The organism is Burkholderiales bacterium (genome assembly GCA_036262035.1).
Classification (GTDB): domain Bacteria; phylum Pseudomonadota; class Gammaproteobacteria; order Burkholderiales; family SG8-41; genus JAQGMV01.
Map to the genome: position 1 here is coordinate 62710 of DATAJS010000015.1, position 26364 is coordinate 89073.

18 protein-coding genes are annotated in these 26364 nt (G+C 66.8%); 12 read left to right on the forward strand and 6 right to left on the reverse strand.

Annotation, left to right across the window (positions count from 1 at the left end; genetic code table 11):
• Positions 1 to 49: 49 nt before the first annotated feature.
• Positions 50 to 796 (forward strand): response regulator transcription factor, encoded by a 747-nt coding sequence (locus tag VHP37_18990; protein HEX2828448.1) that lies wholly within the window; start codon positions 50 to 52, stop codon positions 794 to 796.
• Here VHP37_18990 and VHP37_18995 read toward each other — a convergent pair.
• Complete coding sequence (locus VHP37_18995; protein HEX2828449.1) at positions 770 to 1996, reverse strand: TIGR03862 family flavoprotein; 1227 nt, start codon at positions 1994 to 1996, stop codon at positions 770 to 772. The two genes, VHP37_18990 and VHP37_18995, sit on opposite strands and share 27 nt — an antisense overlap.
• 228 nt (positions 1997 to 2224) lie before the next feature.
• Here VHP37_18995 and VHP37_19000 point away from each other — a divergent pair, with 228 nt between their 5' ends.
• The 3 genes from VHP37_19000 (at position 2225) to VHP37_19010 (ending at position 7256) form a co-directional block, all read left to right on the forward strand.
• On the forward strand, positions 2225 to 4432 hold the full coding sequence (locus VHP37_19000; GenBank protein HEX2828450.1) for an acetate--CoA ligase family protein: 2208 nt from the start codon (positions 2225 to 2227) through the stop codon (positions 4430 to 4432).
• Positions 4429 to 5976 (forward strand): altronate dehydratase family protein, encoded by a 1548-nt coding sequence (locus VHP37_19005; protein HEX2828451.1) that lies wholly within the window; start codon positions 4429 to 4431, stop codon positions 5974 to 5976. Before VHP37_19000 ends, VHP37_19005 begins: the two co-directional genes overlap by 4 nt.
• A gap of 245 nt (positions 5977 to 6221) precedes the next feature.
• Positions 6222 to 7256: a hydroxyacid dehydrogenase gene (locus tag VHP37_19010; GenBank protein HEX2828452.1), complete on the forward strand. Its 1035-nt coding sequence runs from the start codon at positions 6222 to 6224 to the stop codon at positions 7254 to 7256.
• A gap of 48 nt (positions 7257 to 7304) precedes the next feature.
• Here the strand turns inward: VHP37_19010 and VHP37_19015 are convergent, their stop codons facing one another.
• From VHP37_19015 to VHP37_19025, 3 genes are all read right to left on the reverse strand, one after another.
• Positions 7305 to 8249 carry a tripartite tricarboxylate transporter substrate binding protein gene (locus VHP37_19015; GenBank protein HEX2828453.1) on the reverse strand — a complete coding sequence of 315 codons (945 nt, stop codon included), beginning with the start codon at positions 8247 to 8249 and terminating at the stop codon, positions 7305 to 7307.
• Positions 8250 to 8361: 112 nt separating this feature from the next.
• Positions 8362 to 8940, reverse strand: coding sequence for a VOC family protein (locus tag VHP37_19020; GenBank protein ID HEX2828454.1), 579 nt, complete (start codon positions 8938 to 8940; stop codon positions 8362 to 8364).
• A gap of 145 nt (positions 8941 to 9085) precedes the next feature.
• Positions 9086 to 10018 (reverse strand): fumarylacetoacetate hydrolase family protein, encoded by a 933-nt coding sequence (locus VHP37_19025; protein HEX2828455.1) that lies wholly within the window; start codon positions 10016 to 10018, stop codon positions 9086 to 9088.
• A 111-nt stretch (positions 10019 to 10129) separates the two neighbouring features.
• Between VHP37_19025 and VHP37_19030 the strand changes: the two genes are divergently transcribed.
• From VHP37_19030 to VHP37_19060, 7 genes are all read left to right on the forward strand, one after another.
• Positions 10130 to 12241 carry an ATP-dependent helicase gene (locus VHP37_19030; GenBank protein ID HEX2828456.1) on the forward strand — a complete coding sequence of 704 codons (2112 nt, stop codon included), beginning with the start codon at positions 10130 to 10132 and terminating at the stop codon, positions 12239 to 12241.
• A gap of 534 nt (positions 12242 to 12775) precedes the next feature.
• Complete coding sequence (locus VHP37_19035; GenBank protein HEX2828457.1) at positions 12776 to 15139, forward strand: Tex family protein; 2364 nt, start codon at positions 12776 to 12778, stop codon at positions 15137 to 15139.
• A gap of 787 nt (positions 15140 to 15926) precedes the next feature.
• The gene (locus tag VHP37_19040) at positions 15927 to 21908 is read left to right on the forward strand and encodes a HAMP domain-containing protein (GenBank protein ID HEX2828458.1); all 5982 of its coding nucleotides are present in this window, start codon (positions 15927 to 15929) and stop codon (positions 21906 to 21908) included.
• 1 nt (position 21909) lies between these two features.
• Positions 21910 to 23697 carry a response regulator gene (locus VHP37_19045; protein HEX2828459.1) on the forward strand — a complete coding sequence of 596 codons (1788 nt, stop codon included), beginning with the start codon at positions 21910 to 21912 and terminating at the stop codon, positions 23695 to 23697.
• A 57-nt stretch (positions 23698 to 23754) separates the two neighbouring features.
• Positions 23755 to 24150: a hypothetical protein gene (locus VHP37_19050; GenBank protein ID HEX2828460.1), complete on the forward strand. Its 396-nt coding sequence runs from the start codon at positions 23755 to 23757 to the stop codon at positions 24148 to 24150.
• Positions 24151 to 24153: 3 nt separating this feature from the next.
• Positions 24154 to 24423, forward strand: coding sequence for a DUF5985 family protein (locus VHP37_19055; protein HEX2828461.1), 270 nt, complete (start codon positions 24154 to 24156; stop codon positions 24421 to 24423).
• 2 nt (positions 24424 to 24425) lie between these two features.
• Entirely contained in the window at positions 24426 to 24689 is a 264-nt protein-coding gene (locus tag VHP37_19060) for a DUF5985 family protein (protein ID HEX2828462.1), read from the forward strand.
• Positions 24690 to 24806: 117 nt separating this feature from the next.
• On the opposite strand, the gene VHP37_19065 is transcribed toward VHP37_19060, so the two are convergent.
• Positions 24807 to 25436: a hemerythrin domain-containing protein gene (locus VHP37_19065; GenBank protein ID HEX2828463.1), complete on the reverse strand. Its 630-nt coding sequence runs from the start codon at positions 25434 to 25436 to the stop codon at positions 24807 to 24809.
• A gap of 145 nt (positions 25437 to 25581) precedes the next feature.
• On the opposite strand from VHP37_19065, the gene VHP37_19070 reads away from it, so the two are divergent.
• Positions 25582 to 25965 carry a DUF2237 domain-containing protein gene (locus VHP37_19070; GenBank protein HEX2828464.1) on the forward strand — a complete coding sequence of 128 codons (384 nt, stop codon included), beginning with the start codon at positions 25582 to 25584 and terminating at the stop codon, positions 25963 to 25965.
• A 212-nt stretch (positions 25966 to 26177) separates the two neighbouring features.
• On the opposite strand, the gene VHP37_19075 is transcribed toward VHP37_19070, so the two are convergent.
• The gene (locus VHP37_19075) at positions 26178 to 26357 is read right to left on the reverse strand and encodes a DUF3606 domain-containing protein (GenBank protein ID HEX2828465.1); all 180 of its coding nucleotides are present in this window, start codon (positions 26355 to 26357) and stop codon (positions 26178 to 26180) included.
• Positions 26358 to 26364: the final 7 nt, after the last annotated feature.

Here is a 26364-nt window from a genome sequence, read left to right on the forward strand (position 1 = left end):
AATAGACTAGTCCGGTTAGCGTCCTGGCGCGCTCCGAAGGGGGGTAGTCGTGAAGATCCTGATCGTTGACGATCATCCGCTCATACGCGAAGCGATGCGCTCGGTGTTGAAGCAGCTCGACGACGCCATACAGGTCCTCGAAGCCGGCACGTGCGAGGAGGCGCTGACCGCCGCGTCACGCGAGCCCGACCTCGCCCTCATACTCCTCGACCTGCGTCTCCCCGGCACGAGCGGCCTCGACGGGCTGCAGGTGCTGCGCGAGCGCTATCCGAACGTCCCCGTCGTCGTGCTGTCGGCTTCCGAAGACCGCGGTGAAGTGATGCGCGCGCTCGATCTGGGCGCGATGGGCTTCATACCGAAGACCCAGCCGAGCGGCGTGATGATCGGCGCGCTGAAGGTGGTGCTGTCCGGCGGCGTCTATCTGCCGGCGGACGTCATGTCGCAGGCGGAAGCCGCGCCCGCGGCGCAGCCGCAGGAAGACGAAGGCGTGTACGACCCGAAGACGCAGGGCGCCGAGCTCGGGCTCACGCCGAGACAGGCCGAAGTGCTGTCGCTGCTGATCCAGGGCAAGCCCAACAAGCTCATCTGCCGCGAGCTCAACCTCGCCGAAGGCACGGTCAAGATCCACGTCGCGGCGATCCTGAAAGCGCTCGGCGTCATGAACCGCACGCAGGCGGTGGTGGCGGTGAGCCGGATGGGATTGAAGCTCGGTCCGCTGCGCCCGCGTCCCGGGACTCAGCCGCCCGGCGGGCCCAACGGCGGCTCGCCTTCATCCGCTCGCGCCGTTCGCCAGTAGCCGGTCGCGCGCGCCGATCCCGGCCGCGCGGCCGCTCGCGAAGCACGCCGTCAGCAGATAGCCGCCGGTCGGCGCCTCCCAGTCGAGCATCTCTCCCGCGCAGAAAACGCCCGGCAGCACTTTCAGCATGAGGCGCTCGTCGAGCGCTTCGAACGGCACACCCCCGCCAGTGCTGATCGCCTCCGCCAGCGGTCGCGCCCGCGCGAGCGTGAGCGGCAGGCGCTTGATCGCCGCGGCGAGCGTCTCCGGACGCGCGATCTCTTCGGCGGACAACACCTCGCGCAAGAGACCGATCTTCACGCCTTTCATGCCCGTGCGGCTCTGGACGTGGCTCGACAGCGAGCGCGAGCCGCGAGGCTTCGATAGCGCATCGACCAGGCGCGCTTCGGTCCGGCCGGGGGCGAGGTCCAGCGCCAGCGTCGCACGGCCGTCCGCTTCGATCGCGTCGCGCAGCCGGTCCGACAGCGCATAGACGAGGCCGCCTTCGACACCGCTCGCGGTGACGACGAATTCGCCCTGACGCGACGCGTCGCCGGCCGACGCCGCGACGGCCTTCACCGGCGCGCCGGCGTGACGCGCCTTGAAATGATCGCTCCAGTCGACGTCGAAGCCGCAGTTGGCGGGTTTCAGCGGTGCGAGCGCGACGCCGCGCTCGCCGAGGATGCGCACCCAATCCGCGTCGGAGCCGAGCTGAGGCCAGCTTCCGCCGCCGAGCGCGAGCACGACCGCGCCGGCGCGCACGTGCTTCCCGCCTTGCGGCGTCTCGAATGCGAGCTCGCCGTCATCGTTCCAGCCCAGCCAGCGATGGCGCACGTGGATGCGCACGCCGGATTCGCGCAGGCGGTGCAGCCACGCGCGCAGGAGCGGCGCGGCTTTCATCTCGTGCGGAAAGACGCGGCCGGAAGTGCCGACGAAAGTTTCGATGCCGAGGCCGTGGACCCATGCGCGGAGGTCTTCCGCACCGAAACCGGCGAGCAGCGGCTCGAGCGCCGCGCGGCGCGCGCCGTAGCGCGACAGGAAGGCTGCGCGCGGCTCGCTGTGCGTGAGGTTGAGCCCGCCCTTGCCGGCCATGAGGAGCTTGCGCCCGACCGAAGGCATGCGCTCGTAGACGTCGACCTGGATGCCCGCGGTTGCGAGGACCTCCGCGGCCATCAATCCCGCGGGTCCTGCTCCAATCACTGCTATCGATTTCAAAAGCATTGACCGCAAAGGACGCAAAGGACGCAAAGGAAAAAGAAACGTCATTCCCGACCCGCGACAGCGGAAAGGATCGGGAATCCATTTCAAGAAGCTTTCAGATCGATTCCCGCCTGCGCGGGAATGACGATGGTTCTAAACCTTGGCGTCCTTTGCGTCCTTGGCGGTTAAAAAGTCTTTAGAATGCGGGCTCCCGTTCGACTTTCGCCGCAGATCCGCAGCGGCAACCGCATGAGCTCCCGCGAATTTCCCGACCTCACGCGCCTCATGGCGCCGCGAGCGGTCGCTATTGTAGGCGCGACCGACGACACCACGCGCTTCGGCGGCCGCCTGATGCGCCAGATGCTGAAGTTCGGCTACGCGGGCCGCATGCTGCCCGTGAATCCGAAGCGCGACGAGATCTTCAGCCTGCCGTGCTTCAAATCGGTCGCCGCGCTGCCCGAGGCGCCGGATCACGTCGGCCTCATCGTTCCCACCAAGCAGGTACTGCCGGTGCTGCGCGAGTGCCACGCGACCGGCATTCGGTTCGCCACCGTCTTCAGCGCAGGTTTCGCCGAGACCGGCACGGCCGAAGGCCGCGCGATGCAGGACGAGATCTCCGCCTTCGCGCGCGAGAGCGGCATGCGCGTGATGGGGCCGAACTGCTACGGCGTCATCAACTTCAACGATCACTTCGCGATCACCGCGAGCGCGAGCCTGTCGCCCGGGATGGCGAAGCGCGGCAACATCGCCGTGGTCAGCCAGAGCGGCGGCTTCGGCACCGTGAACGTGATGTGGCGCGCGATGCAGGCGGGCCTCTCGATCAATTTCTCGGCGAGCACCGGCAACGAAGCCGATCTCGACGCGGCCGACTTCGCGCACTGGATGGTCGAGCACGAATCGACCGAAGTGCTGCTGATGGCGCTGGAAGCGGTGAAGGACGGCACGCGCTTCATCGCGCTCGCCGAGCGCGCCGCGGCGCTCGAGAAGCCCATCGTCGTGCTCAAGTTCGGCCGCACCGCGACCGGCAGCCGCGCCGCGGCGTCGCACACCGGCGCGATGACCGGCGCCGACGAAGTGTTCGACGCGGTGTGCAGGCAGTACGGCCTCATCCGCGTGCAGGATTCCAAGGACCTTTACGAGACCGCGATCGCGCTGCGCGGCAGGCGGCTGCCGAAAGGCCGCCGCATCGCTTCGATGTCGCTCTCGGGCGGCAACGTGGTGCAGATGGCCGACGTCGGCGAAGCGCTGGGTCTCGAATGGGCCCCGTTCAGCGACGCGACGCAGGCAGAAGTGCAAAAGCTCCTGCCGGGCTACGGCACGCTCGCCAACCCCACCGATCTCACGTCGCTCGCGAGCGGACAGCGCGACATCGTGAAGCGCGCGCTCGAGACGATCGCGGCGGATGCGAACATCGACATCCTCGCGCCGGCGTTCACGTTCCCGCGCCGCGCCGAGCTCGCGCAGTCGATGGAGCTCGCGGCGAGCTGCGGCAAGCCGGTGTTCGTGCTGGTGTCGGGCATGTGCCTCGACGAGCCCGAATTCACGGTCGAGAAGATCGTCGAGCAGGGCGTGCCGGCGTATCGGGATCTCGTGCCGTGCCTGACGGCGGTGCGGGCGGCGGCGGGGTACCGGGAATTCCTCGATCGATTCAAAGAGAGGAACCCCACCCCCCTCCCGGCCTCCCCCCTGAGGGGGGAGGAGAAAGACATGGCCTCCCCGCTGAGGGGGGAGGAGAAAAACATTCCCTCGCCCTCAGGGGGAGGGTCAGGGTGGGGGTGGGGTTCAACCACGTCCCTCACCGAACGCGAATCGAAAGAGCTGCTCGCAACCTACGGCATCCCCGTCACCCGCGAGCGCCTCGCGCGCACCGCCGACGAAGCGGTGGCGCTCGCGAACGAGCTCGGCATGCCGGTCGCCCTCAAGATCGAATCGCCCGACATCGCGCACAAGACCGAAGCGGGCGGCATCCGGCTGGGGCTCGCGACCGCAGGTCGGGTGCGCACCGCGTACGACGAGATCGTCGCCTCGGCCCGCGCGTACGCAGCGGATGCGAGGATCAACGGCGTGCTCGTGCAGGAGATGGCGCCGCGCGGGCTGGAGATGATCGTCGGCGTGACGACCGATCCCCATTTCGGCCCGGTGATCGCGGTGGGGCTGGGCGGCATCCACGTCGAGGTGCTGCGCGACGTCGCCTATCGTATCGCGCCGGTCGACGACGCCGAGGCGCGCCTCATGCTGAAGGAGCTGAGAGCCTACAAGCTGCTCGAAGGCGTGCGCGGGCAGCCGCCGCGCGACCTGGACGCGCTGTGCGACGCGATCGTGCGTCTTTCATGGCTCGCGTTTGAAAACCGTGATGAAATCGCCGAAATCGACGTCAACCCCCTGGTCGCCCTGGAGCGCGGTGTGCTCGCGCTCGACGCGCTGGTCGTAACGAAGAAATCAGGAGCTTCGCAATGATCGAAATCCACGAGAAACCCGCCGCCGGCTCGGCCATCCGCCTTCACGACAACGACAACGTCGTCATCGCGCGCACCGACCTGCCGATCGGCGCGAAGCTGGAGAGCGAAGGCCTGACACTGAAGAGTCAGGTGCAGGCCGGTCACAAGATCGCCGCACGCCCGATCAGCAAGGGCGAGCCCATCCTCAAATACAACGTGACCATCGGCTTCGCCGCGCAGGACATCGCGCCGGGGACGTTCGTGCACTCGCACAACATGGAGTTCCGCGAGTTCGATCGCGACTACGCCCACGCGTCCGAATACAAGCCGGTCGACATGATTCCCGAAGCGGAGCGCGCGAGCTTCATGGGCATCGTGCGCGACAACGGCCAGGTCGGCACGCGCAACTACATCGGCGTGCTCTCCAGCGTGAACTGCTCGGCGACGGTGGTGAACAAGATCGCCGAATACTTCACCCAAGAGCGCCTCGCGGAGTATCCGAACATCGACGGTGTGGTCGCGTTCGCGCACGGCACCGGCTGCGGCATGGAGATGACCGGCGAGCCGATGGACCTGCTCCGGCGCACGATGGCCGGCTACGCGACGCACGCGAACATCGCCGGCGCGCTCATCGTCGGCCTCGGCTGCGAGCGCAACCAGATCAAGGGTCTCATGCAGGAGCAGAAGCTCGAAGTGAGCGATCGGCTGCAGACCCTCGTCATGCAGGAAGTCGGCGGCACGCGAAAGACGATCGAAGCGGGCATCGAAGCGGTGAAAGCGATGCTGCCGGCGGCGAACCGCGTCACGCGCACGCGCGTGCCGGCGAGCCACATCACCGTGGGCCTGCAGTGCGGCGGCTCGGACGGTTTCTCGGCGATCACCGCGAATCCGGCGCTCGGCGCCGCGGTCGATCTGCTGGTGCGTCACGGCGGCACCGGCATCCTTTCCGAGACCCCCGAGATCTACGGCGTCGAGCACACGCTCACGCGCCGCGCGCGCTCGCGCGAAGTCGGCGAGAAGCTGATCGAGCGTATCCGCTGGTGGAAGGACGAATACACGCCCGGCCGCGACGCTCAGATCAACGGCCGCGTCTCGCCCGGCAACCAGCACGGCGGTCTCGCCAACATCTTCGAGAAGTCGCTGGGCTCGTCGATGAAAGGCGGCACCGGCCCGCTGATGGAGGTGTATCGGTACGCCGAGCCGGTGCGGCAGAAAGGCTTCGTCTTCATGGACACGCCCGGCTTCGACCCGTGCTCCGCCACCGGCCAGATCGCCGGCGGTGCGAATCTCGTCGCTTTCACCACCGGCCGCGGCTCGTGCTACGGCGCGAAGCCCGTGCCGTCCATCAAGCTCGCGACCAACACGCCGATGTTCCTGCGCATGGAAGAGGACATGGACGTGAACTGCGGCACCATCCTCGACGGCACGTCGACGGTGCAGGAGATGGGCCGCATCATCTTCGAGTACCTGCTCGCGGTCGCGTCGGGCGAGCCTTCCAAGTCCGAGCTCCTGGGGCTGGGAGACCACGAGTTTGTCCCCTGGAATATCGGCATCGTGAGTTAACAGCAAAAGCATCAACACGGAGGGCACGGAGGAAGGCACGGAGGGCACGGAGGAACGACAAATGCGTCATCGCGAGGCGTCTCCGGCAGGAACGCCGTGGCGATCTCGTGCGCACGTTACGGACGTTCCGGGATTGCTTCGTCGCGTTGCTCCTCGCAATGACATCGTTGGTTTTCCTCCGTGTCCTCCGTGCTCCTCCGTGCCCTCCGTGTTCAAGCTTCTTGTTTTCCCTGTCTGAAGAATCGATGTCGCAACACGTAATCCTCGTCACCCACACCCAACTCTCCGACGCAGCAAAACAACTGATGGCCGACCGCGGCGCCCGCGCGGTCTACATGACGCCGCCGGTCACCGAAGACAAGCTCATCGACGCGATCGACCGCGACAGCATCGCGGGCGTGCTCATGCGCATGTCGCCGCCGTTCACCCGCCGGGTCATCGCAGCCGCACCGACGATGAGGATCATCGTCAAGCACGGCGCGGGCGTGGACACGGTCGATCTCGACGCGGCGACCGAGCACGGCGTGATCGCGGCGACCACGGGCGACGCGAACGCCGCCCCGGTCGCGGAGTGGGCGATCGCGGCGATGATGAGCCTCGCGCGCGACATTCCGCGCCTCGATCGCGAGCTTCGCGCCGGCGGCTGGGCGAAGGGCGCGTATGCCGGCCACGAGTTCCGCGGCCGCACGCTGGGCGTGATCGGTTACGGCGCGATCGGCCGCCGCGTGGCGGAGACGGCGCGCGCGCTCGGCGTGAACGTCGTGGCGTATTCGCGCAGCCAAAAGCGATCGGTGGACGGCGTGCGCTGGGAGACCGATCTCGATCGCCTGCTGTCGAGCGTCGACATCCTGAGCCTGCACTGTCCTCTCACCGACGGGACCCGGCATCTCATCGGGAAGCGCGAGCTCCGGCTCATGAAACCGACGGCGATACTGGTCAACACGTCACGCGGTCCGGTGGTCGACGAAGCGGCCCTGACGCAGGCGCTCACCGACGGCACGATCGCCGCCGCGGCGCTCGATGTCTTCGCGCAGGAGCCGACGCCGAAAGACAACCCGCTGCTCGACCTGCCGAACGTGATCGTCTCGCCTCACGTCTCGGCGATGACCGAGGAAGCGATGACGCGCATGGGCCTCTCGACGGTGAACCAGATCCTCGATTACCTCGAGCATGGCGCCGTGATCCGCGAGAACGTCGCGAATCCGGCGGTGCTGGAGAGGTTTGTAAAACACCCGTCATTCCCGAACCGGGCCAGCGGGGCTGTCGGGAATCCGGTTTGATCTTTACGGTTTGAAACATGGATTCCCGCCGGCGCGGGAACGACGGCATCACTGCACGTCGATCCGCCGCTCCGCGACGATCTTCTGCCACTTGCGGATCTCGCCGTCGACTTTGCGGGCCATCTCTTCGGGCGTGCTCGGCTGGACGTTGTTGCCCATGTCGGTGACGCGCTTGCGGATGTCCGGCTGCTCGAGGACGGCATGGATCTCGCGGTTCAGGCGCATCACCACCGCCCGCGGCGTCGCCCGCGGCGCGCCGATGCCGTTGAACGAAGTGACTTCGTAGCCCGGGACCGTCTGCGCGAGCGTCGGCACGCCGGGGAACTGCGGCGCGGGCGTGAGCGACGTGACCGCGAGCGCGCGCATGCGCTTCGCTTCAACCTGCGGATACGCGCTCGTCGTCGTGGTGAAGATGACGTCGAGCCGTCCGGCGATCAGCTCGTTGTTCGGCTCCGCGCCGCCTTTGAACGGCACGTGCGTCATCTCGGTTCCGGTCATCGCGCAGAACAGTTCGGCCGCGAGGTGGAACACCGAGCCGGTGCCGACCGAGCCGTAGACGAGCTTGCGCGGGTTCTTCTTCGCCGCCGCGATGAGGTCGCTCACGTTCTGCATCGGCGAGTCGTGCTTCACGACGACGACGAACGGGTACGTCAGCACGAGCGATATCCACGCGAAGTCGCGCACCGGGTCGTACGGGAGGTTCTTCGTCACCGCCGAATGCGCGGTGAACGCGCCGCTGATGAAGAGCAGGGTGTGGCCGTCGGGCGTCGCCTTGGAGACGAACGAGGTGCCGATCAGCCCGCCCGCGCCGGGCCGATTCTCGACGATGACGTTCTGGCCGAGCCGCTCGGCGAGCCGCGGCGCGATGAGGCGGCCGACGGTATCGGTGCTGCCGCCGGCGGCGAACGGCGACACGAGGCGGATGGGACGCGGCGCGGGATACGATTCGGCAGCTACTGCATGGCCGGAGCCCAGTATCGCTCCGCAAAACACGCCCCCTGCAATGCGAGCGCCTCGCGATTGCTTCGTCACTGCGTTCCTCGCAATGACCCGCAACGGTCATCGCGAGGCGGCGAAGCCGCCGTGGCGATCTCGTGGCGCACGCTTACGCGAGCGCCGGCGTGACGCGCCGCCGTTTGGCAGTCGCTTCCGCGATGCGCTTCTGGATGTCCGCGCGCCACTCGGCGCCGGTCTTGAAACCGGGCATGGTGCGGACGGTCTTCTCGATCGTCGCCCACAGCTCGTCGTCGGGCAGCGAGAGGTCGATCTCCAGGCGGCACGGCTGCGGCACGTACCACGGCGTGTCGATCAGGAGCTCGACGCGATTCTTCTCCGGATCGTGCAGGTACACCGACAACGTGTTGCCGTGGAGGACCGGTCCGAGCTCGGTCGCGTCCTCGTGCTCGATGCCGCGCCGCAGCTCGCGCAGCGTATCGAGGCTGTCGACGCGGAACGAAAGCTGGTTGACGATGTTGTAGTTGAGATCGGCGGGCCGCCCGCTCGCGAGCACGACCTGGTGGTGCTCGCGCGGGTCGCGCGTCATGAACACGATCTCGCCGCGGCCGCCCGAGAGCTCGCCGCGATCGCTGATCGCGAAGCCGAGGAAGCCCGAATAGAAGTCGACCATCTTCGGCATGTCGGTGACGTAGACGCCGACGTGGCTCAAGGTGAGGTGATAGGACATGAAGTGCTCCGAAGACCTGGTGTCATCACCGCGCAGGTGACGTGAAAGCGTCATTCCCGCGAAGGCGGGAATCCATTTTTCAATCGGTCCTCAACGTCAAAATGGATCCCCGCCTGCGCGGGGATGACGGGTAAATACGCTACGGCTACGCCTTTGCGTATTTACCCGTCAGCTGCGGCGTCGTCGGCGGATCGAGCTTCTTGTTCTGCCGGTCGAGCCGCGTCTCGCGGCCCCACGTGCGCTTGAGGTCGTCCTTCACCTTGAACTTGAGGCGTCCCAGCTTCTCGGTCTCGATCTCGACCGTGTCGCCGTCCTGGAAAGCCGACAGGCCGCGATGGTTGGTGCCGGTCGCGAGGATGTCGCCGGCCTCGATGGTATGGATAGCGCTCACCCACTCGATGCAGCGCGGGATCTTGTGCGCCATGTCGTCGGTGTTGAAGTTCTGCTTGATCTCGCCGTTCACCCACAGCTTGACCTGGAGCTTGTGCGGATCGGGAATCTCGTCGGCGGTGACGATGCACGGTCCGATCGGGCAGAAGGTCTCGCGCGACTTCATCTGATAGAAGGTGTTGCCCGACGGCGGCAGGCCGCGCGCCGAGCCGTCGATGAAGTTCATGTAGCCGAAGATGTAGCTCATCGCGTCGGCCGCCTTGACGTTGGTCGCGCGCTTGCCGATGACCAGCGCGACTTCGGCTTCGCCTTCGAAGATCGTCGCCGGCACGTCGGGCAGCACCATGGTGTCGCCGTCGCCGATGACGCTGCTCGGGCTCTTGTGGAAGGCGTTGATCGGCGCCGGCGCCTCGCGCGTGCCGTCCTCCATGTAGTTCACCGCCATGCAGTCGATGTTGTGCGGCTTGGGCAGCGGCGGGCGGATGCGCACGTCGGAGAGCGGCACGCCTTTGCCTTCGGAGGCGGCTTTCTCGAGCTTGGGCCGGAACTCCTCGAAGCGCTCGATCAAACCTCGCATGAGGTCCTGCGGCGTAAGGCGCGGGATGTCCTTCACCGCGTCCATCACGTCCACGATCGCGTCGCCTTTGATGACGCCGAGCCGGAAATCGTTGAACAGAGCGAGCTTCATATCCCCTCCTTTTGAGCCGTTCGAGTGTGCGGCTATTGAAACACCCGCGCGGCGGGTTGTCATCGCCGCCCCGGGCTGGATATGCATACAGGCCTGCGCCATAATGCGCGCATGACGACCGTCCTCGAAGCGCCTCCCGCGAAAAGCTGGCTCGACAGCCTCAACCCCGCGCAGCGCGCCGCCGCGACTCACGGCGCGCCCGCCGACAAAGGCGCCTGGACCGCGGGTCCACTCCTCGTCATCGCGGGGGCGGGCACCGGCAAGACCAACACGCTCGCGCACCGCGTCGCGCACCTGATCCTCAACGGAGTCGCGCCCGAACGCCTGCTGCTGCTGACGTTCTCGCGGCGCGCCGCGCACGAGATGATCCGCCGCGCGCGGCGCATCGTCGCCCGGGCGACCGCGCGCGCGGAGGACGACGACGCGCTCGCGCCCGGCCTCGCGCGTCTCACGTGGGCGGGCACGTTCCATTCGGTCGCCAACCGGCTGCTCCGCAAGTACGCGGCGAACGTCGGCCTGCAGCCCGCGTTCAGCGTGATCGACCGCGGCGATTCGGCCGACCTCATGGACCTCGCGCGCCAGGAGCTCGGATTCTCCTCGAAGGACAAGCGCTTCCCGCGCAAGGACACGTGCCTCGCGATCTACTCGCACTGCGTGAACACGCGCGGCGCGCTGGAGCGCACGCTCGCGGACGTGTACCCGTGGTGCGCGCAGTGGCACGCCGAGCTGAAGCAGCTCTTCCGGCGCTACGTCGAAATGAAGCTCGCGATAGCCGTGCTCGACTTCGACGATCTGCTGCTCTACTGGCACGCGCTCATGCAGGACCCGGCGCTCGCGGCCGACGTGGGCGCGCTCTTCGACCACGTGCTCGTCGACGAATACCAGGACACCAACACGCTGCAGGCGGAGATCCTGCACGCGCTCAAGCCCGACGGCGCGGGGGTGTGCGTGGTCGGCGACGACGCGCAGTCGATCTATTCGTTCCGCGCCGCGACGGTCGAGAACATCCTCGAGTTTCCCGAGCGCTACTCTCCGCCCGCGCGCATCGTCACGCTCGACGAGAACTATCGCTCGACGCAGGCGGTGCTCGATTCGGCCAACGCGCTGATCGCCGAAGCGTCGCGGCAGTATCAAAAGCGCTTGCAGTCTTCGCGCGGCGCGGGAGTGAAGCCGCGCTACGTCACCGTCCTCGACGAGCAGGCGCAGGCCGATTACGTGGTCGAGCGCGTGCTCGCGGCGCGCGAGCAGGGCGTTGCCCTGCGTAAACAGGCGGTGCTGTTCAGGAGCTCGCACCACAGCGACGTGCTCGAGCTCGAGCTGGTGAGGCGCAACATCCCTTACGTGAAATACGGCGGATTGAAGTTCCTCGAAGCGGCGCACGTGAAAGACCTGCTCGCGGTGATGCGCTGGGCGGATAACCCGATGAACCGCATCGCCGCATTCCGCGTGCTGCAATTGCTGCCCGGCGTCGGGCCGGCCGGCGCCGACAAGTGCGTGAAGAGCTTCGAGGCGTCGTCGTTCGACTGGGCCGCGCTCACGCGCTATCGCCTGCAGACCAACGACGTCGACGACTGGCGCGCGCTCGTGGACCTGCTGGTCGCGCTCGCGGCGCCCGAAGCGCCCTGGGCCGGGCAGGTGCAGCTCGCGCGCCAGTGGTACGAGCCGCACCTCCTGCGCATTTACGATGCCGCGACGCCGCGAGCGGCGGATCTCGAGCAGCTCGAGCGGATCTCGACGCAGTTCGCCACGCGCGAAGCGTTCCTCTCCGAGCTCACGCTCGATCCGCCGCGCGCCAGCGGCGATCTCGCCGGGACGCCGCTGCTCGACGAGGACTACCTCATCCTCTCGACGATCCATTCGGCGAAAGGGCAGGAGTGGGACAACGTGCACGTGCTGCACGTCACCGACGGCACCTTCCCGAACGAGTTCGCGACGGGCAAGGCGGAGCTGATCGAGGAGGAGCGGCGGCTGCTCTACGTCGCGATGACGCGCGCGAAGAACGAGCTCGATCTGGTCGCGCCGCTGCGCTATTACGTGACGCAGCAATCGCGCAGCGGGGACACTCACGTCTACGGCACGCGCTCGCGGTTTCTCACGGCGTCGGTGATGAAGTCGCTGGAGCCCGTGACATGGCCTGCGGCAGCCGCCGTCGTGCGCGAATCGGCCAGGGCGGAGCTGCCGCGCGTCGATGTTGCGGCGCGCCTCCGCAATCAGTGGGCCTGAGCTTCATTCGCGCGCGTGAAAAATTGTCACTTGTCAGCGCTCACATCGAGTAGCAGACTGGAATCGCTTCGTGACGCGCGCTCCATCGGCTTGCCGGAAGGAGGTCACGCCGCGAAGTTGAGGCAGTCGCCGATGTCTGGCGCCTGTCGTTCAACACTACCTTTCGGTAGATCGCGATGCGCCGTCCAGTGCCGCAAGGGCACCGGAACCCGTTAAAGGGTGTCATCGGCCACGCGTAGCAGCACCCAAACGCCGGGCCGCCGCAAGGCGCCCGGCGTTGCCATGTACACGGCTTGAAAAGCAAATTAACCGCAAAGGACGCAAAGGACGCAAAGGTTTACAGTGGTCAGCACGCACTCGAGCACGATGCTTCGCGGCACTCGAGCCCGTAAAGGCATTTGATTTGGCTTTCCTTTGCGTCCTTTGCGTCCTTTGCGGTTCAATGCTTTTGATTTTGACCTGATGTCAAGACTTGGCGATGGGCCGCGATGTGGCCACAATGCGCCGCAGCTTTTTTCGACGAACCGCCATCCGATGTCCGCGACGCAAACCCCCGCAGCAAACCTCAAGATCGTTCAACTCATCGCGCAGGAGCTCGGCGTCAGGCCGCAGCAGGTCGAAGCGGCGGTCGCGCTGCTCGACGAAGGCGCGACCGTGCCGTTCATCGCGCGCTATCGCAAGGAAGTGACCGGCAATCTCGACGACACCCAGCTGCGCACGCTCGAGGAGCGGCTGCTCTACCTGCGCGAGCTGGAGGAGCGCCGCGCCGCGGTGCTCGCGTCGATCGAGCAGCAGGGCAAGCTCACCGACGAGCTGCGTGCGCAGATCGAAGCGGCGACCACCAAGCAGGAAGTCGAAGACCTTTACCTGCCCTACAAGCCCAAGCGCCGCACCAAGGCGCAGATCGCGAAGGAGGCGGGGCTCGAGCCGCTCGCCGATGCGCTCTTCGGCACGCCTGCGCTCGACCCGCAAACCGAAGCCGCGAAGTACGTGAACGGCAAGCCGGCCGCCGACGGCGGCGTGCCGGACGTGAAGGCCGCGCTCGACGGCGCACGCGACATCCTTGCCGAGCGCTTCGCCGAGACCGCGGAGCTCCTCGCCAAGCTGCGCAAGCTGATGTGGGAGCAGGGCGTCGTCAAATCGAAAGTGGTCGAAGGCAAGGAGGCCGCGGAGGAAGAGAAATTCCGCGACTACTACGACTATGCCGAGACCATCCGCACGATCCCGTCGCACCGCGCGCTCGCGCTCTTCCGCGGACGCAATGCCGGCGTGCTCGCGCTCAACCTGCAATTGCCGGACGAGCTCGAAGCGCAGCAGCCCCATCCCTGCGAAGCATCGATCGCGGCTCACGTCGGCATCGAAAATCTCGGACGCGCCGCCGACAAGTGGCTCGCCGACACCGTGCGCTGGACGTGGCGCGTGAAAGCGTCGCTGTCGATCTCGAGCGAGCTCATGACGCAGTTGCGTGAAGCGGCGGAGACCGAAGCGATCCGTGTGTTCGGCCGCAATCTGCGCGAGTTGCTGCTCGCCGCGCCGGCCGGTCCCAAGGCGGTGCTCGGCATCGACCCCGGTATCCGCACCGGCTGCAAGATCGCGGTCGTCGACTCGACCGGCAAGCTCCTCGAGACAACGACTATTTACCCGCACGAGCCGCGGCGCGACTGGCAGGGCTCGCTCGCGGCGATCGCGACGCTCGCGGTCAAGCATGGCGTTCAGCTCGTCGCGATCGGCAACGGCACCGCGAGCCGCGAGACCGACAAGCTCGCCGCCGAAGCGATCAAGCTCGTCGCAGCGAAAAAGCCCGAGCAGCAGATCGCCAAGGTGGTGGTGTCGGAAGCGGGCGCGTCGGTGTACTCCGCGTCCGAGTTCGCGGCGAAGGAATTCCCGGAGCTGGACGTAAGCTTGCGCGGCGCGGTGTCGATCGCGCGCAGGCTGCAGGACCCGCTGGCGGAGCTGGTGAAGATCGAGCCCAAGGCGATCGGCGTCGGCCAGTACCAGCACGACGTGAACCAGCGCGCGCTCGCGCGCACGCTCGACGCGACGGTCGAGGACTGCGTGAACGCCGTGGGCGTGGACGTCAACACCGCGTCGGCGCCGCTGCTCGCGCGTATCTCCGGACTCAATTCGACGCTCGCCAGGAACCTCGTCGAGTACCGCGACGCGAACGGCGCGTTCCCCAACCGCGCGGCGCTCACCAAGATCCCGCGCTTCGGCGCCAAGACGTTCGAGCAGGCCGCGGGGTTCCTGCGCATCAACGCCGGCGACAACCCGCTCGATCGCTCGTCGGTGCACCCCGAAGCCTATCCGGTGGTCGAGCGCATCCTCGCCAAGCTGGCCAGGCCGATCGCGGAAGTGATGGGGCGCGGTGAAGTGCTGCGCAACCTCGCCGCGTCCGAGTTCACCGACGAGAAGTTCGGCGTGCCGACGGTGCGCGACATCCTCGCCGAGCTCGAGAAGCCCGGCCGCGACCCGCGTCCGGCGTTCAAGACCGCGGTCTTCAGGGAAGGCATCGAGAAGGTGTCGGACCTTCAGGCGGGGATGCTGCTCGAAGGCGTGGTGACGAACGTTGCGGCCTTCGGCGCCTTCGTCGACGTCGGCGTCCACCAGGACGGGCTGGTACATGTGTCAGCGCTCGCTAACCGCTTCGTCAAGGATCCGCACGAGGTGGTCAAGCCCGGCCAGATCGTCAAAGTGAAGGTGCTCGACGTCGACGTGAAGCGCAACCGCATCGCGCTCACCATGAAGCTCGACGACTCCGCGGCGCCGGTCCGCCGCACTGGCGGCGAGCGCTCGCAGCGCGATTCGCGGCCGCAGCAGAATCCCAGGCCGCAGCAGCGGCGCCCCGAGCCGCAGCTCACCGGAGCGATGGCGCTGGCCTTCGCCAAGTTGAAGAAATAGATCTCGCGTGGCGCCGCGAGGCGCCTAAGCGCGCCTTCGCGCGGGGAGGCGCGGCTCGCCGCGCCGACCAGCGGTGTGGACCTTTCCGTCGGTAAGTTTTACCTGGCAACGCACCTTTTGCTGGCGTGGCCTTCCTTAGTTGCCACGCAAGTATCTGATCGCAGGCCTTAAAGTAGGTTTGGCATGTGTTTTGCATGGCGTGCAGACCGCGCAATTTCCGGACCGCAAGGCCCGCGGGTTGCGCGCGCGGGGGAGTCTTCGTCCGCCACCAAGCCAAGAAGCGCAAAACGTGCGCGCCGGCCGGATCGGGTCTGCGCGCATCCCATAACGACGATGCTTACGATGGAGAGCACCGACTCAAATGGGCCGCAGTGCACGCGGCGCGGGTCGAAACGGCGCAAAGCCGGGACGGCGCACGCCTGTATCCCGATCACATTCCGTACCTACCAGCTCCACTTACCGAGTTAAAGCCCAAGCCATGCAGACGATCCCGACCGGAGAAGTCCTCGTGACCCCGACGCCTGTACCCCGCATCGAAGGCGACCCGCCGCCCGAGCTGCGCGAGCTGCTCGCGGCATTGCAGTCGGTGCGCGAAGGCGATTTCTCGGTGCAGCTCCCCGGCGACTGGACGGGCATGTACGGCAAGCTCGCCGACACCTTCAACGACATCGTGCGCTCCAACCGGCGCATGTCGGACGAGCTGACCCGGGTCGGCAACTCGGTCGGTAAGCAGGGCAAGACGCGGCAGCGGCTGCGCGCCGACCGCCACAGCGGCGCGTGGGGCGAGATGGAGAACTCGGTCAACACGCTGATCGACGACCTGCTCTGGCCGACCGCGGAAGTGACGCGGACCATCGCCGCGGTCGCGAAAGGCGATCTCTCGCGAACGATGCGGCTCGACGTCGACGGCCGCCCGCTGCAGGGCGAGTTCCTGCGCTCGGCGACGCTGGTCAACAACATGATCGAGCAGATGCAGGTCTTCACCTCGGAAGTGACGCGCGTGGCGCGCGAGGTCGGCACGGACGGCAAGCTCGGCGGCCAGGCGCAGGTGAAAGGCGTGTCGGGCGCGTGGAAGGACCTGACCGACAACGTGAACTACATGGCGAACAACCTCACCGCGCAGGTGCGGAACATCGCCGAGGTGACGATCGCGGTGGCGAACGGCGACCTGTCGCGCAAGATCACGGTGGACGTGCGAGGCGAGATCCTCCAGCTCAAGGAGGCGATCAACACCATGGTGGACCAGCTCCGCTCGTTCGCGTCGGAAGTGACGCGGGTGGCGCGGGAGGTGGGCACCGAAGGCAAGCTCGGCGGCCAGGCGATCGTGCCGGGCGTGGCGGGCACGTGGAAAGACCTGACCGACTCGGTCAACGCGATGGCGACCAACCTGACGGTGCAGGTGCGCAACATCGCGGAGGTGACGACGGCCGTGGCGCGCGGCGACCTGTCGCGCAAGATCACGGTGGACGTCAAAGGCGAGATTCTCGAGCTGAAGAACACCATCAACACCATGGTGGACCAGCTCAACGCGTTCGCCGCGGAAGTGACGCGGGTGGCGCGCGAAGTCGGAACCGAAGGCAAGCTCGGCGGCCAGGCGCAGGTGCCGGGTGTCGCGGGCACCTGGAAAGACCTGACCGACAACGTCAACTCGATGGCCGGCAACCTCACCGACCAGGTGCGGAACATCGCCGAGGTGGCGACCGCCATCGCGTCGGGCGACCTGTCGCGCAAGATCACGGTGGACGTGAAGGGCGAGATCCTGCTGCTCAAGGAAACGCTCAACACCATGGTCGAGCAGCTCCGATCGTTCGCGTCCGAAGTGACTCGCGTGGCGAGGGAAGTCGGCACCGAAGGCTCGCTCGGCGGCCAGGCGGTCGTGCCGGGCGTCGGCGGCACCTGGAAGGACCTGACCGACTCGGTGAACGCGATGGCGACCAACCTGACCGGTCAGGTGCGAAACATCGCCGAGGTGACAACCGCGGTCGCGCGCGGCGATTTATCTCGCAAGATCACGGTGGACGTGAAAGGCGAGATCCTCCAGCTGAAAGAGACCATCAATACGATGGTCGACCAGCTCAACTCGTTCGCGTCGGAAGTGACGCGGGTGGCGAGGGAGGTCGGCACCGAGGGCAAGCTCGGCGGGCAGGCCGCGGTGCCCGGTGTCGCGGGCACGTGGAAGGACTTGACCGACTCGGTGAACGCGATGGCGACCAACCTCACCGGGCAGGTGCGGAACATCGCGGAAGTGACCACCGCGGTGGCGCGAGGCGACCTCTCGCGCAAGATCACGGTGGACGTGAAGGGCGAGATCCTCGCGCTCAAGGAAACGATCAACACCATGGTCGACCAGCTCAACTCGTTCGCGGGCGAGGTGTCGCGCGTCGCGCGGGAGGTGGGCACCGAAGGCAAGCTCGGCGGCCAGGCGCAGGTGCCGGGCGTCGCGGGCACGTGGAAAGACCTGACCGACAACGTCAACTCGATGGCCGGCAACCTGACCGCGCAGGTGCGCAACATCGCCGAGGTGGCGATCGCGATCGCGAACGGCGACCTGTCGCGCAAGATCACGGTGGACGTGCGCGGGGAGATTCTCGAGCTCAAGAACACGCTCAACACCATGGTCGACCAGCTCAACTCGTTCGCGGGCGAGGTGTCGCGCGTTGCGAGGGAGGTCGGCACCGAAGGCAAGCTCGGCGGCCAGGCGCAGGTGCGAGGCGTCGCGGGCACCTGGAAAGACCTGACCGACAACGTGAACTGGATGGCGGGCAACCTCACCGCGCAGGTGCGCAACATCGCGGAGGTGGCCACCGCCGTGGCGCGCGGCGATCTGTCGCGCAAGATCACGGTGGACGTGAAAGGCGAGATCCTCGAGCTCAAGAACACGCTCAACACCATGGTCGACCAGCTCAACGCGTTCGCGTCGGAAGTGACGCGGGTGGCGCGTGAGGTGGGCACCGAAGGCAAGCTGGGCGGCCAGGCGCAGGTGCCGGGTGTCGCAGGCACCTGGAAGGACCTGACCGACAACGTCAACTCGATGGCCGGTAACCTCACCGCCCAGGTGCGGAACATCGCCGAGGTGGCGACCGCCATCGCGACCGGCGACCTGTCGCGCAAGATCACGGTGGACGTGCGCGGCGAGATCCTCCAGCTCAAAGAAACCATCAACACGATGGTCGACCAGCTCAATTCCTTCGCCGGTGAGGTGTCGCGGGTTGCGCGCGAGGTGGGCACCGAAGGCAAGCTCGGCGGCCAGGCGCAGGTGCCGGGTGTCGCGGGTACCTGGAAGGACCTGACCGACAACGTGAACTGGATGGCGGGCAACCTCACCGCGCAGGTGCGGAACATCGCGGAGGTGACGACCGCGGTGGCGCGCGGCGATTTATCTCGCAAGATCACGGTGGACGTGAAAGGCGAGATCCTCCAGCTCAAGGAAACCATCAACACGATGGTGGACCAGCTCAATTCCTTCGCGTCGGAAGTGACCCGGGTGGCGCGCGAGGTGGGAACCGAAGGCAAGCTCGGCGGACAGGCCGGCGTGCCGGGGGTGGCGGGCACGTGGAAGGACCTGACCGACAACGTGAACGTCATGGCGGCCAACCTCACCAACCAGGTGCGAGGCATCGTGAAGGTGGTGACCGCGGTGGCGAACGGCGACCTGCGGCAGAAGCTCACCGTGGAATCGAAAGGTGAGGTCGCGGCGCTCGCCGACACGATCAACTCGATGACCGACACGCTCGCGACCTTCGCCGAACAGGTGACGACGGTGGCGCGCGAGGTCGGCGTGGAAGGCCGTCTCGGCGGCCAGGCGAACGTGCCGGGCGCCGCCGGTACCTGGAAGGACCTGACCGCAAACGTGAACCTGCTCGCGCAGAACCTGACGACCCAGGTTCGCGCGATCGCCGAGGTGGCGACCGCGGTGACCAAGGGCGACCTGACCCGCTACATCCAGGTCGACGCGTCGGGCGAGGTGGCGGAGCTGAAGGACTACATCAACGCCATGATCGGCAACCTGCGGGCGACGACCGACCGCAACACCGAGCAGGACTGGCTGAAGACCAACCTCGCCAAGTTCAGCCGGCAGATGCAGGGCCAGCGCGACCTCTTCACCGTCGCGCAGATGCTGCTCTCCGAGCTGGTGCCCCTGGTCAACGCGCACCAGGGCGTCATGTACATCATGGATTCGGACGGCAGCGAGCACCTGCTGAAACAGCTCGCCGGCTACGCCGATACCAAGGAAGGCGACGACCCGCGGCGCTATCGCATCGGCGAGGGACTGGTCGGGCAGTGCGCGGTGGAGAAGCAGCGCCTCATGCTCTCCGACATCCCCGAGCAGTCGATCCACATTTCGTCGGGCTTGCTCACCGCGAGGCCGCGCAACGTGATCGTGCTGCCGGTGCTGTTCGAAGGCGAAGTGAAAGCGGTGATCGAGCTCGCGTCGCTCACCGAGTTCACCGCGTCGCACCTGGCGTTCCTCGAGCAGCTCACCGGCTCGATCGGCATCGTGCTGAACACGATCGAGGCGACGATGCGGACCGAGGGCCTGCTCAAGCAGTCGCAGGAGCTCGCCGCCGAGCTGCAGACCCAGCAGAAAGAGCTGCAGCAGACCAACGACGAGCTCGCGCAGAAAGCGCAGCTGCTGGCCGCGCAGAACGCCGAGGTCGAAAGAAAGAACCAGGAGATCGACCAGGCGCGGCGCGCGGTGGAAGAGAAGGCCGCGGAGCTCGCGCTCACCTCGCGCTACAAGTCCGAGTTCCTGGCGAACATGTCGCACGAGCTGCGCACGCCGTTGAACTCCATCCTCATCCTCGGCCAGCAGCTCGCCGAGAACAACGACGGCAATCTCTCCGCGCGCCAGGTCGAGTTCGCGCAGACGATCCACGGCGCGGGCACCGACCTGCTGAACCTCATCTCGGACATTCTCGACCTGTCGAAGATCGAGTCCGGCACGGTCACGGTGGAGTGCGAGGAGCTGCCGTTCGCGCACCTGCGCGATCTCGTGCAGCGCAACTTCGGCCACGTGGCGGAAGCGCGCAAGCTGTTCTTCAACAACGAGTTCGATTCCGCGCTCGGCTCGAAGCAGATGACGACCGATCCGAAGCGCCTGCTGCAGGTGCTGAAGAACCTGCTGTCGAATGCCTTCAAGTTCACCGAGCAGGGTGGGGTGCGGCTCGAAGTCGCGCCGGCGGCCGACGGCTGGTCGCCCGACCATCCGGTGCTGTCCAAGGCCGACGGCGTGGTGCGCTTCTCGGTGACCGACAGCGGCATCGGCATCCCGCCGGAGAAGCAGAAGCTCATCTTCGAAGCGTTCCAGCAGGCCGACGCCGGCACGTCGCGTAAATACGGCGGCACGGGTCTTGGCCTCGCGATCTCGCGCGAGCTCGCGAGCCTGCTCGGCGGCGAGATCAGGCTCTCCTCGATGCCGGGCGTGGGCAGCACGTTCACCCTCTACCTGCCGATGAGCTACGTCGGTCCGGCGTCGGGCAAGGCGGCTTCGACCGCGCCCGCGCCGCAGGCCGACAGCGCGACCTTCCAGCCGATCGTCCTGCCGGCGCCGCGCGTCGAGGAGATCGCGGACGACCGGGAGAACCTCGAGCCCGGCGACGCGGTGCTGCTCATCGCCGAGGACGACCCGCACTACGCCAAGGTCCTGCTCTCGCTCGCGCGCGATCACGGCTTCAAGGCGCTGGTGGCGATGCGCGGCTCGGAGGCCCTGGCCCTGGCGAGGAAGTACAAGCCGACCGCCGTGTCGCTCGACATCTTCCTGCCCGACATGCTCGGCTGGACGGTGCTCTCGCAGCTGAAGCAGGACCCGGCGACGCGCCACATCCCGGTGCAGATCGTCACGGTCGAGGAAGAGCGCCAGCACGGGCTCGAGCGCGGGGCGTTCGCGTACCTCAACAAACCGCTCACGACCGACAGCATCGAGGCCGCGTTCGACCGCATCCGCAGGTTCGCCGAGCCGAGGGCGCGTCAATTGCTAGTCGTCGAGGACGACCCCGCCGAGCGCATGAGCATCGAAGAGCTGATCCGCCACAACGACGTGCACATCACCTCGGTGGGCACGGGGGCGGAGGCCCTCCGGATGATGCGCGAGAAGACGTTCGACTGCGTGGTGCTCGACCTGAAGCTTCCCGACATCTCGGGCTTCGACCTCCTCGCCGAGGTGCAGAAGGACGAGGACCTGCGCGACATTCCGATCATCGTCTTCACCGGCCGCGAGCTGACGCCGGACGAGGAGACGCAGCTCAGGAAGATCGCGAAATCGATCGTGCTGAAAGGGGTGCAATCGCCCGAGCGCCTGCTCGACGAGACCGCGCTCTTCCTGCACCGCGTGGTGGGCGACCTGCCGCCCGCGAAGCAGCGTATGCTCGAAAGCCTCAACCAGAGCGACGAGGCGCTGGTCGGCAAGAAAGTGCTGGTGGTCGACGACGACGTGCGCAACATCTTCGCGCTGACGAGCCTGCTCGAGCGCCACCACATGGAGACGGTGGTCGCGGCCTCGGGCGAGGAAGCGATCAACATCGTTCAGAACACGCCCGAAGTCTCGCTCGTGCTCATGGACATCATGATGCCGGAGATGGACGGTTACGAAACGATGCGGCGCATCCGTCAGGAGCCGCAGTTCCGCATGCTGCCGATCATCGCCCTCACCGCGAAGGCGATGAAAGGCGACCGCGAGAAATGTCTCGAGGCCGGCGCGTCCGATTACATCGCCAAGCCGGTCAACACCGATCAGCTGCTCTCGCTGATGAGGATGTGGCTGCACCGCTGACATGAACGCTGAAGACAAAGTCAACATCCTGCTCGTGGACGATCAGCCCGCGCGGCTGATGAGCTACGACGCGATCCTCGGGGTGCTCGGGCAGAACCTCGTGCACGCACGCTCGGGGACCGAGGCGCTGCAGCGCCTGATGGAGAGCGACTATGCGGCGATCCTGCTCGACGTGAACATGCCGGGCATGGACGGTTTCGAGACCGCGGCGATGATCCACCAGCACCCGCGCTTCGAGAAGACCCCGATCATCTTCGTGACGGCGGTGCACGTCACCGACCTCGACCAGTTGAAGGGCTACCAGCTCGGCGCGGTCGATTACGTCTACGTGCCGGTCGTGCCCGAGATCCTGCGCGGCAAGGTCGAGGTGCTGGTCGAGCTCTACCGCCAGCGGCGCGAGCTCGAGCGCCTCAATCGCACCCTCGCCGTGGCCAACGAAGACCTCGCCGACGCCAACGCGGCCCTTCAGGCGGAGAAGGCGCGCGAGCTCGAGGCGCTCAACAAGACGCTCGCCGGGGCGAACGCCGAGCTCGAACGAGCGAACAAGACCCTGCAGGCCGAGGTCGCCGAGCGGGTGCGCGCGCAGGAAGCGCTCGAAGCGGCCGACCGGCGCAAGGACGATTTCCTCGCGATGCTCTCGCACGAGCTGAGGAACCCGCTCGCGGCGATCCAGGGCGCGATCGAGCTCATGCAGAGGAAGGCGATCGACGACAGCCAGCTGCTGTGGGCGCGCGACGTCCTGTCGCGCCAGAACCGGCACCTGTCGCGCCTCATCGACGACCTGCTCGACGTCTCGCGCATCACCATGGGCAAGCTCACGCTGCACAAGGAAGCGGTCGAGCTGCGCGACGTGCTGCAGCACGCCGTCGAGACCGCGCGTCCGCTGCTGGAGATGCGCGGCCACACGCTCAGCCTGCGGCTGCCCGATCAGGGCCTGCACGTGAAGGGCGACGCGGTGCGCCTGTCGCAGGTCATCTGCAACCTGCTCACCAACAGCGCCAAGTACACCGACGAAGGCGGCGCGATCGAGCTCTCGCTCGAGCATGCGTCCGGCGCCCCGGGCACCGAAGGCGACGCGGTCGTGCGCGTCAGGGACAACGGGCGCGGCATATCGAAGGAAGCGCTGTCCCGGCTGTTCGAGCCGTCGACGCACGAAGAACGTCTCAATACCGGCGCCCACGGCGGCCTGGGCATAGGCCTCATCGTCGTGCGCGGCCTGGTGCAGATGCACGGCGGTTCGGTCGAGGCGCGCAGCGAAGGTCCCGGACGCGGCAGCCAGTTCACGGTCCGCCTGCCGCTGATCGCAACGGAGGAATTCAAGATGACGGTAGCACCCACGCGCGACGCGGCTGCGACAGCGGCGTCCGCAACGCCCGAGGAGTCGCCCCTGTCGATCCTCGTGGTCGACGACAACCAGGATTCGGCGTGCAGCATGACGCTGCTCCTGGAGCTCCAGGGCCACAAGGTGCAGGTCGCGCACGCAGGCCACACCGCGCTGCGCATCGCCGGCGAATGCTCGCCGGACGTGATCCTGCTCGACATCGGCATGCCCGGCATGAACGGCTACGAGGTCGCGCGGCAGCTCCGTGCGCAGCCGGCGTTCCACGACACGCTGCTGATCGCCGTCACCGGTTACGGCCGCGCGTCGGACGTGAAGCAGACCGAGTCGGCGGGGTTCGACCACCATCTCGTCAAGCCGATCGATTACGACAAGCTGCAGTCGCTGCTCACGGCCCGCGCCGGCCGCGGCCGCGACCCGCAAGCTGCAGGCGCGCGCGAGCGCGTGTGACGGGGGCGGTCCCTGAACAGACGATTCACATGAGAACGCGCGGCTAGACGCGCGCGCATGGTCAGGATGGAAGATCCCGATTTCCCGGAGGCATTGCGCGCGTTCATACGCGAGCACATACCGGACGTCGACGCGGCCGAGCTCCTGCTCAAGCTCGCGCGCGAGCCGGGGCGCGAGCACGCGGTGCCTACGCTCGTCGGCGAGCTGCAGCCGTCGGCGATCTCGGAGGCGACCGCGCGCCGGCACCTGTCGAGCTTCGAGGAGCGCGGCCTGGTGCAGTCGGTCGGCGACCTCTTTCGGTACAGCCCGGCGTCCACCGACGTCGACGCTTGCGTGCAGGCGCTGATGCGCGTCTACAACGCGCGCCCGGTCACCATGGTTCGGGTCATCTACGCGCTGCGCGACGAGAAGATCCGTTCTTTTGCCGACGCTTTCAGGATCAAGAAGAAATAACGCATGGACACGTTCAAGGCGGTCCTTTACCTCATCGCAATGCTGACCAGCGGCGCCTGCATGCTGCTGCTCTTCCGCGCCTACGCCAACAGCCGGCTGCGCATCCTGCTCTGGAGCGCGCTGTGCTTCGTGGGGCTCACGGTCAACAACACGCTGCTCTTCGTCGACCTCGTGCTGCTGCCGGACTCGATCGACCTGCGGCTGTACCGCCACCTCGCGGCGCTCGTCGGCATGCTGTTCCTGATCTACGGCTTCATCCGGGAATCGGAGTAGGGATGATCGATTTTCTGTCCGGTGCGGTGACGCTCGCCTACGTCGTGGGGAGCCTGTATTTCGTGCAGTTCTGGAAGCGGACGGCCGACCGCCTGTTCCTCGCGTTCGCGCTGGCGTTCGCGCTCCTCGCCCTCAACCAGGTCGGCGTGTTCATGATGGGGCTCGAGGACGAGCGCTACAACTACGTGTACATCCTGCGAGTGCTGGGGTTCGCGCTGATCCTGCTGGCGATCGTCGATAAGAACATCGCGCGACGGCGGCGGTGACGCGATTCAGGAAGTGACGGATAAGGCGGTGACGGGTTAAAGCGTCGCGGCGTTTTTCGTCACCGCTTTATCCGTCACCGTAGTATCCGTCACCGCCTTATCCGTCACTTTTTCTTCCTACGTCCCCGACCCCAGCCCCATCCCGCGCGCCACGCGCGACATCAGCCCGTCGGAGTCGCCGCCGGAGCTTCCCGCGCTGCCGCCGCCGCCCATGAGCTCCATCTTGCGCGCCTCGAGCTGCTCGCCGAGCGCCTTGGTATCGAGCTTGGTCTTGCGCACCTGCGGGAAGAGCTCGTTCTGCTCCTCCTTGACGTGGTGCTTGATGTACTCGCCGAGGACTTTCACCTTGGCTTCCCACATCTCGCCGCTGCCGCCGCCTTCGATCTGCGCGATCAGGTCTTTCGCGCTCTGATGCTCGACCGTCGCTTCGGCGATCAGGTCCTTGTCGCGGATCGCGCCGCGCGCGGCCGGGTAGAAGATCTCTTCCTCGATCTGCGCGTGGACCGTGAGCTCGTTGCAGATCCGCTCGGCGAGCGCTTTCTTGCGGTCGTCCGAGCGTGTCTTCTCGAACTGGTCGAACAGCTTCTGGACGTTCTGGTGATCGGTGCGCAGCAGGGTCAGCGCATCGGTGGCGCCGCGCGAGGCGCGTGCGGACTTCTTCGAGGCGGATTTCCTCGATGCGGTTTTCTTCGAAGCCGTCTTCTTCTTCGACGGCTTGCGAGCTGCCGATTTCTTGCGTGCTGCCATGCGTCTTCTCCCGTGTATGAGACACGGCCGTCGATGCAACGGGTGTTCCCATGCGCCGCGGTTACGATGGCGGCATAGGGCGATCGGCGCCGGCAGTTCTTGTTATGATGCTCGTCCTCGCCACTCGCTCGTTTCGATCATCGCCATGTCAGAGGCCGTATCCGAAGAGAAGAACGTGCTCGGCGGTGCGCTGCAGGCGTGCAGCTTCGCACCGCTCACCGGGTTTTTTCGCGACGGCTGCTGCTCGACCCGCGGCGAAGCCGGCGTCGCCCATCTGGTCTGCGTCAAGGTGACCGCGGATTTCCTCGAGTTCTCGCGCGAGCGCGGCAACGATCTCATCACGCCGCGCCCGGAGATGCGCTTTCGCGGGCTCAAGCCAGGCGACCGCTGGTGCCTGCACGCGCTGCGCTGGGTGGAAGCGTGGGAAGCCGGCATGGCGCCGCGTGTGGTGCTCGAGGCGACCAATGCGAAGGTGCTGGAGATCGTGCCTTTGGAAGCGCTGAAACGTCACGCGCTGGACCTGCACTAGGAACGCCGTCATTCCCGAACCGCGGTAGCGGGGCTGTCGGGGATCCATTTCTTGAAGGTCAAAATGGGTTCCCGCCTGCGCGGGAATGACGCTTCGGGTCGCCTTCGCGGGAATGACGCTCCGCATCACCTGCGCAGGGATGACGCTTCGGGTCGCCTTCGCGGGAATGACGCTCCGCATCACCTGCGCGGGGATGACGCGCCTGCGGCGCGTCAGGTTTTGCCGACGTGCTGCTGGGTATCCGAGACGATGAGTCCCGCGTCTTCGACGGCTTCGGAGAGCTCGTCAGGCGTGACGCCGAGCTCCTGGGCGAGCTTGCGCGCTTCCCACGACTCGTCGTCCTCGACGAGCGTGCGGTCACCCTTGGCGTGGTCTTTGAGGTCGTCTTTCATGCCCCGT

Excerpts from the sequence above, each read along its gene's own strand:
- VHP37_18995 (HEX2828449.1), bottom strand. The coding sequence starts at position 1,996 with ATGCTTTTGAAATCGATAGCAGTGATTGGAGCAGGACCCGCGGGATTG.
- VHP37_19055 (HEX2828461.1), top strand. The coding sequence starts at position 24,154 with ATGGACACGTTCAAGGCGGTCCTTTACCTCATCGCAATGCTGACCAGC.
- VHP37_19010 (HEX2828452.1), top strand. The coding sequence starts at position 6,222 with ATGTCGCAACACGTAATCCTCGTCACCCACACCCAACTCTCCGACGCA.
- VHP37_19030 (HEX2828456.1), top strand. The coding sequence starts at position 10,130 with ATGACGACCGTCCTCGAAGCGCCTCCCGCGAAAAGCTGGCTCGACAGC.
- VHP37_19050 (HEX2828460.1), top strand. The coding sequence starts at position 23,755 with ATGGTCAGGATGGAAGATCCCGATTTCCCGGAGGCATTGCGCGCGTTC.
- VHP37_19000 (HEX2828450.1), top strand. The coding sequence starts at position 2,225 with ATGAGCTCCCGCGAATTTCCCGACCTCACGCGCCTCATGGCGCCGCGA.
- VHP37_19025 (HEX2828455.1), bottom strand. The coding sequence starts at position 10,018 with ATGAAGCTCGCTCTGTTCAACGATTTCCGGCTCGGCGTCATCAAAGGC.
- VHP37_19020 (HEX2828454.1), bottom strand. The coding sequence starts at position 8,940 with ATGTCCTATCACCTCACCTTGAGCCACGTCGGCGTCTACGTCACCGAC.
- VHP37_19040 (HEX2828458.1), top strand. The coding sequence starts at position 15,927 with ATGGAGAACTCGGTCAACACGCTGATCGACGACCTGCTCTGGCCGACC.
- VHP37_19075 (HEX2828465.1), bottom strand. The coding sequence starts at position 26,357 with ATGAAAGACGACCTCAAAGACCACGCCAAGGGTGACCGCACGCTCGTC.
- VHP37_19065 (HEX2828463.1), bottom strand. The coding sequence starts at position 25,436 with ATGGCAGCACGCAAGAAATCGGCAGCTCGCAAGCCGTCGAAGAAGAAG.
- VHP37_19045 (HEX2828459.1), top strand. The coding sequence starts at position 21,910 with ATGAACGCTGAAGACAAAGTCAACATCCTGCTCGTGGACGATCAGCCC.
- VHP37_19070 (HEX2828464.1), top strand. The coding sequence starts at position 25,582 with ATGTCAGAGGCCGTATCCGAAGAGAAGAACGTGCTCGGCGGTGCGCTG.
- VHP37_19005 (HEX2828451.1), top strand. The coding sequence starts at position 4,429 with ATGATCGAAATCCACGAGAAACCCGCCGCCGGCTCGGCCATCCGCCTT.
- VHP37_19035 (HEX2828457.1), top strand. The coding sequence starts at position 12,776 with ATGTCCGCGACGCAAACCCCCGCAGCAAACCTCAAGATCGTTCAACTC.
- VHP37_19060 (HEX2828462.1), top strand. The coding sequence starts at position 24,426 with ATGATCGATTTTCTGTCCGGTGCGGTGACGCTCGCCTACGTCGTGGGG.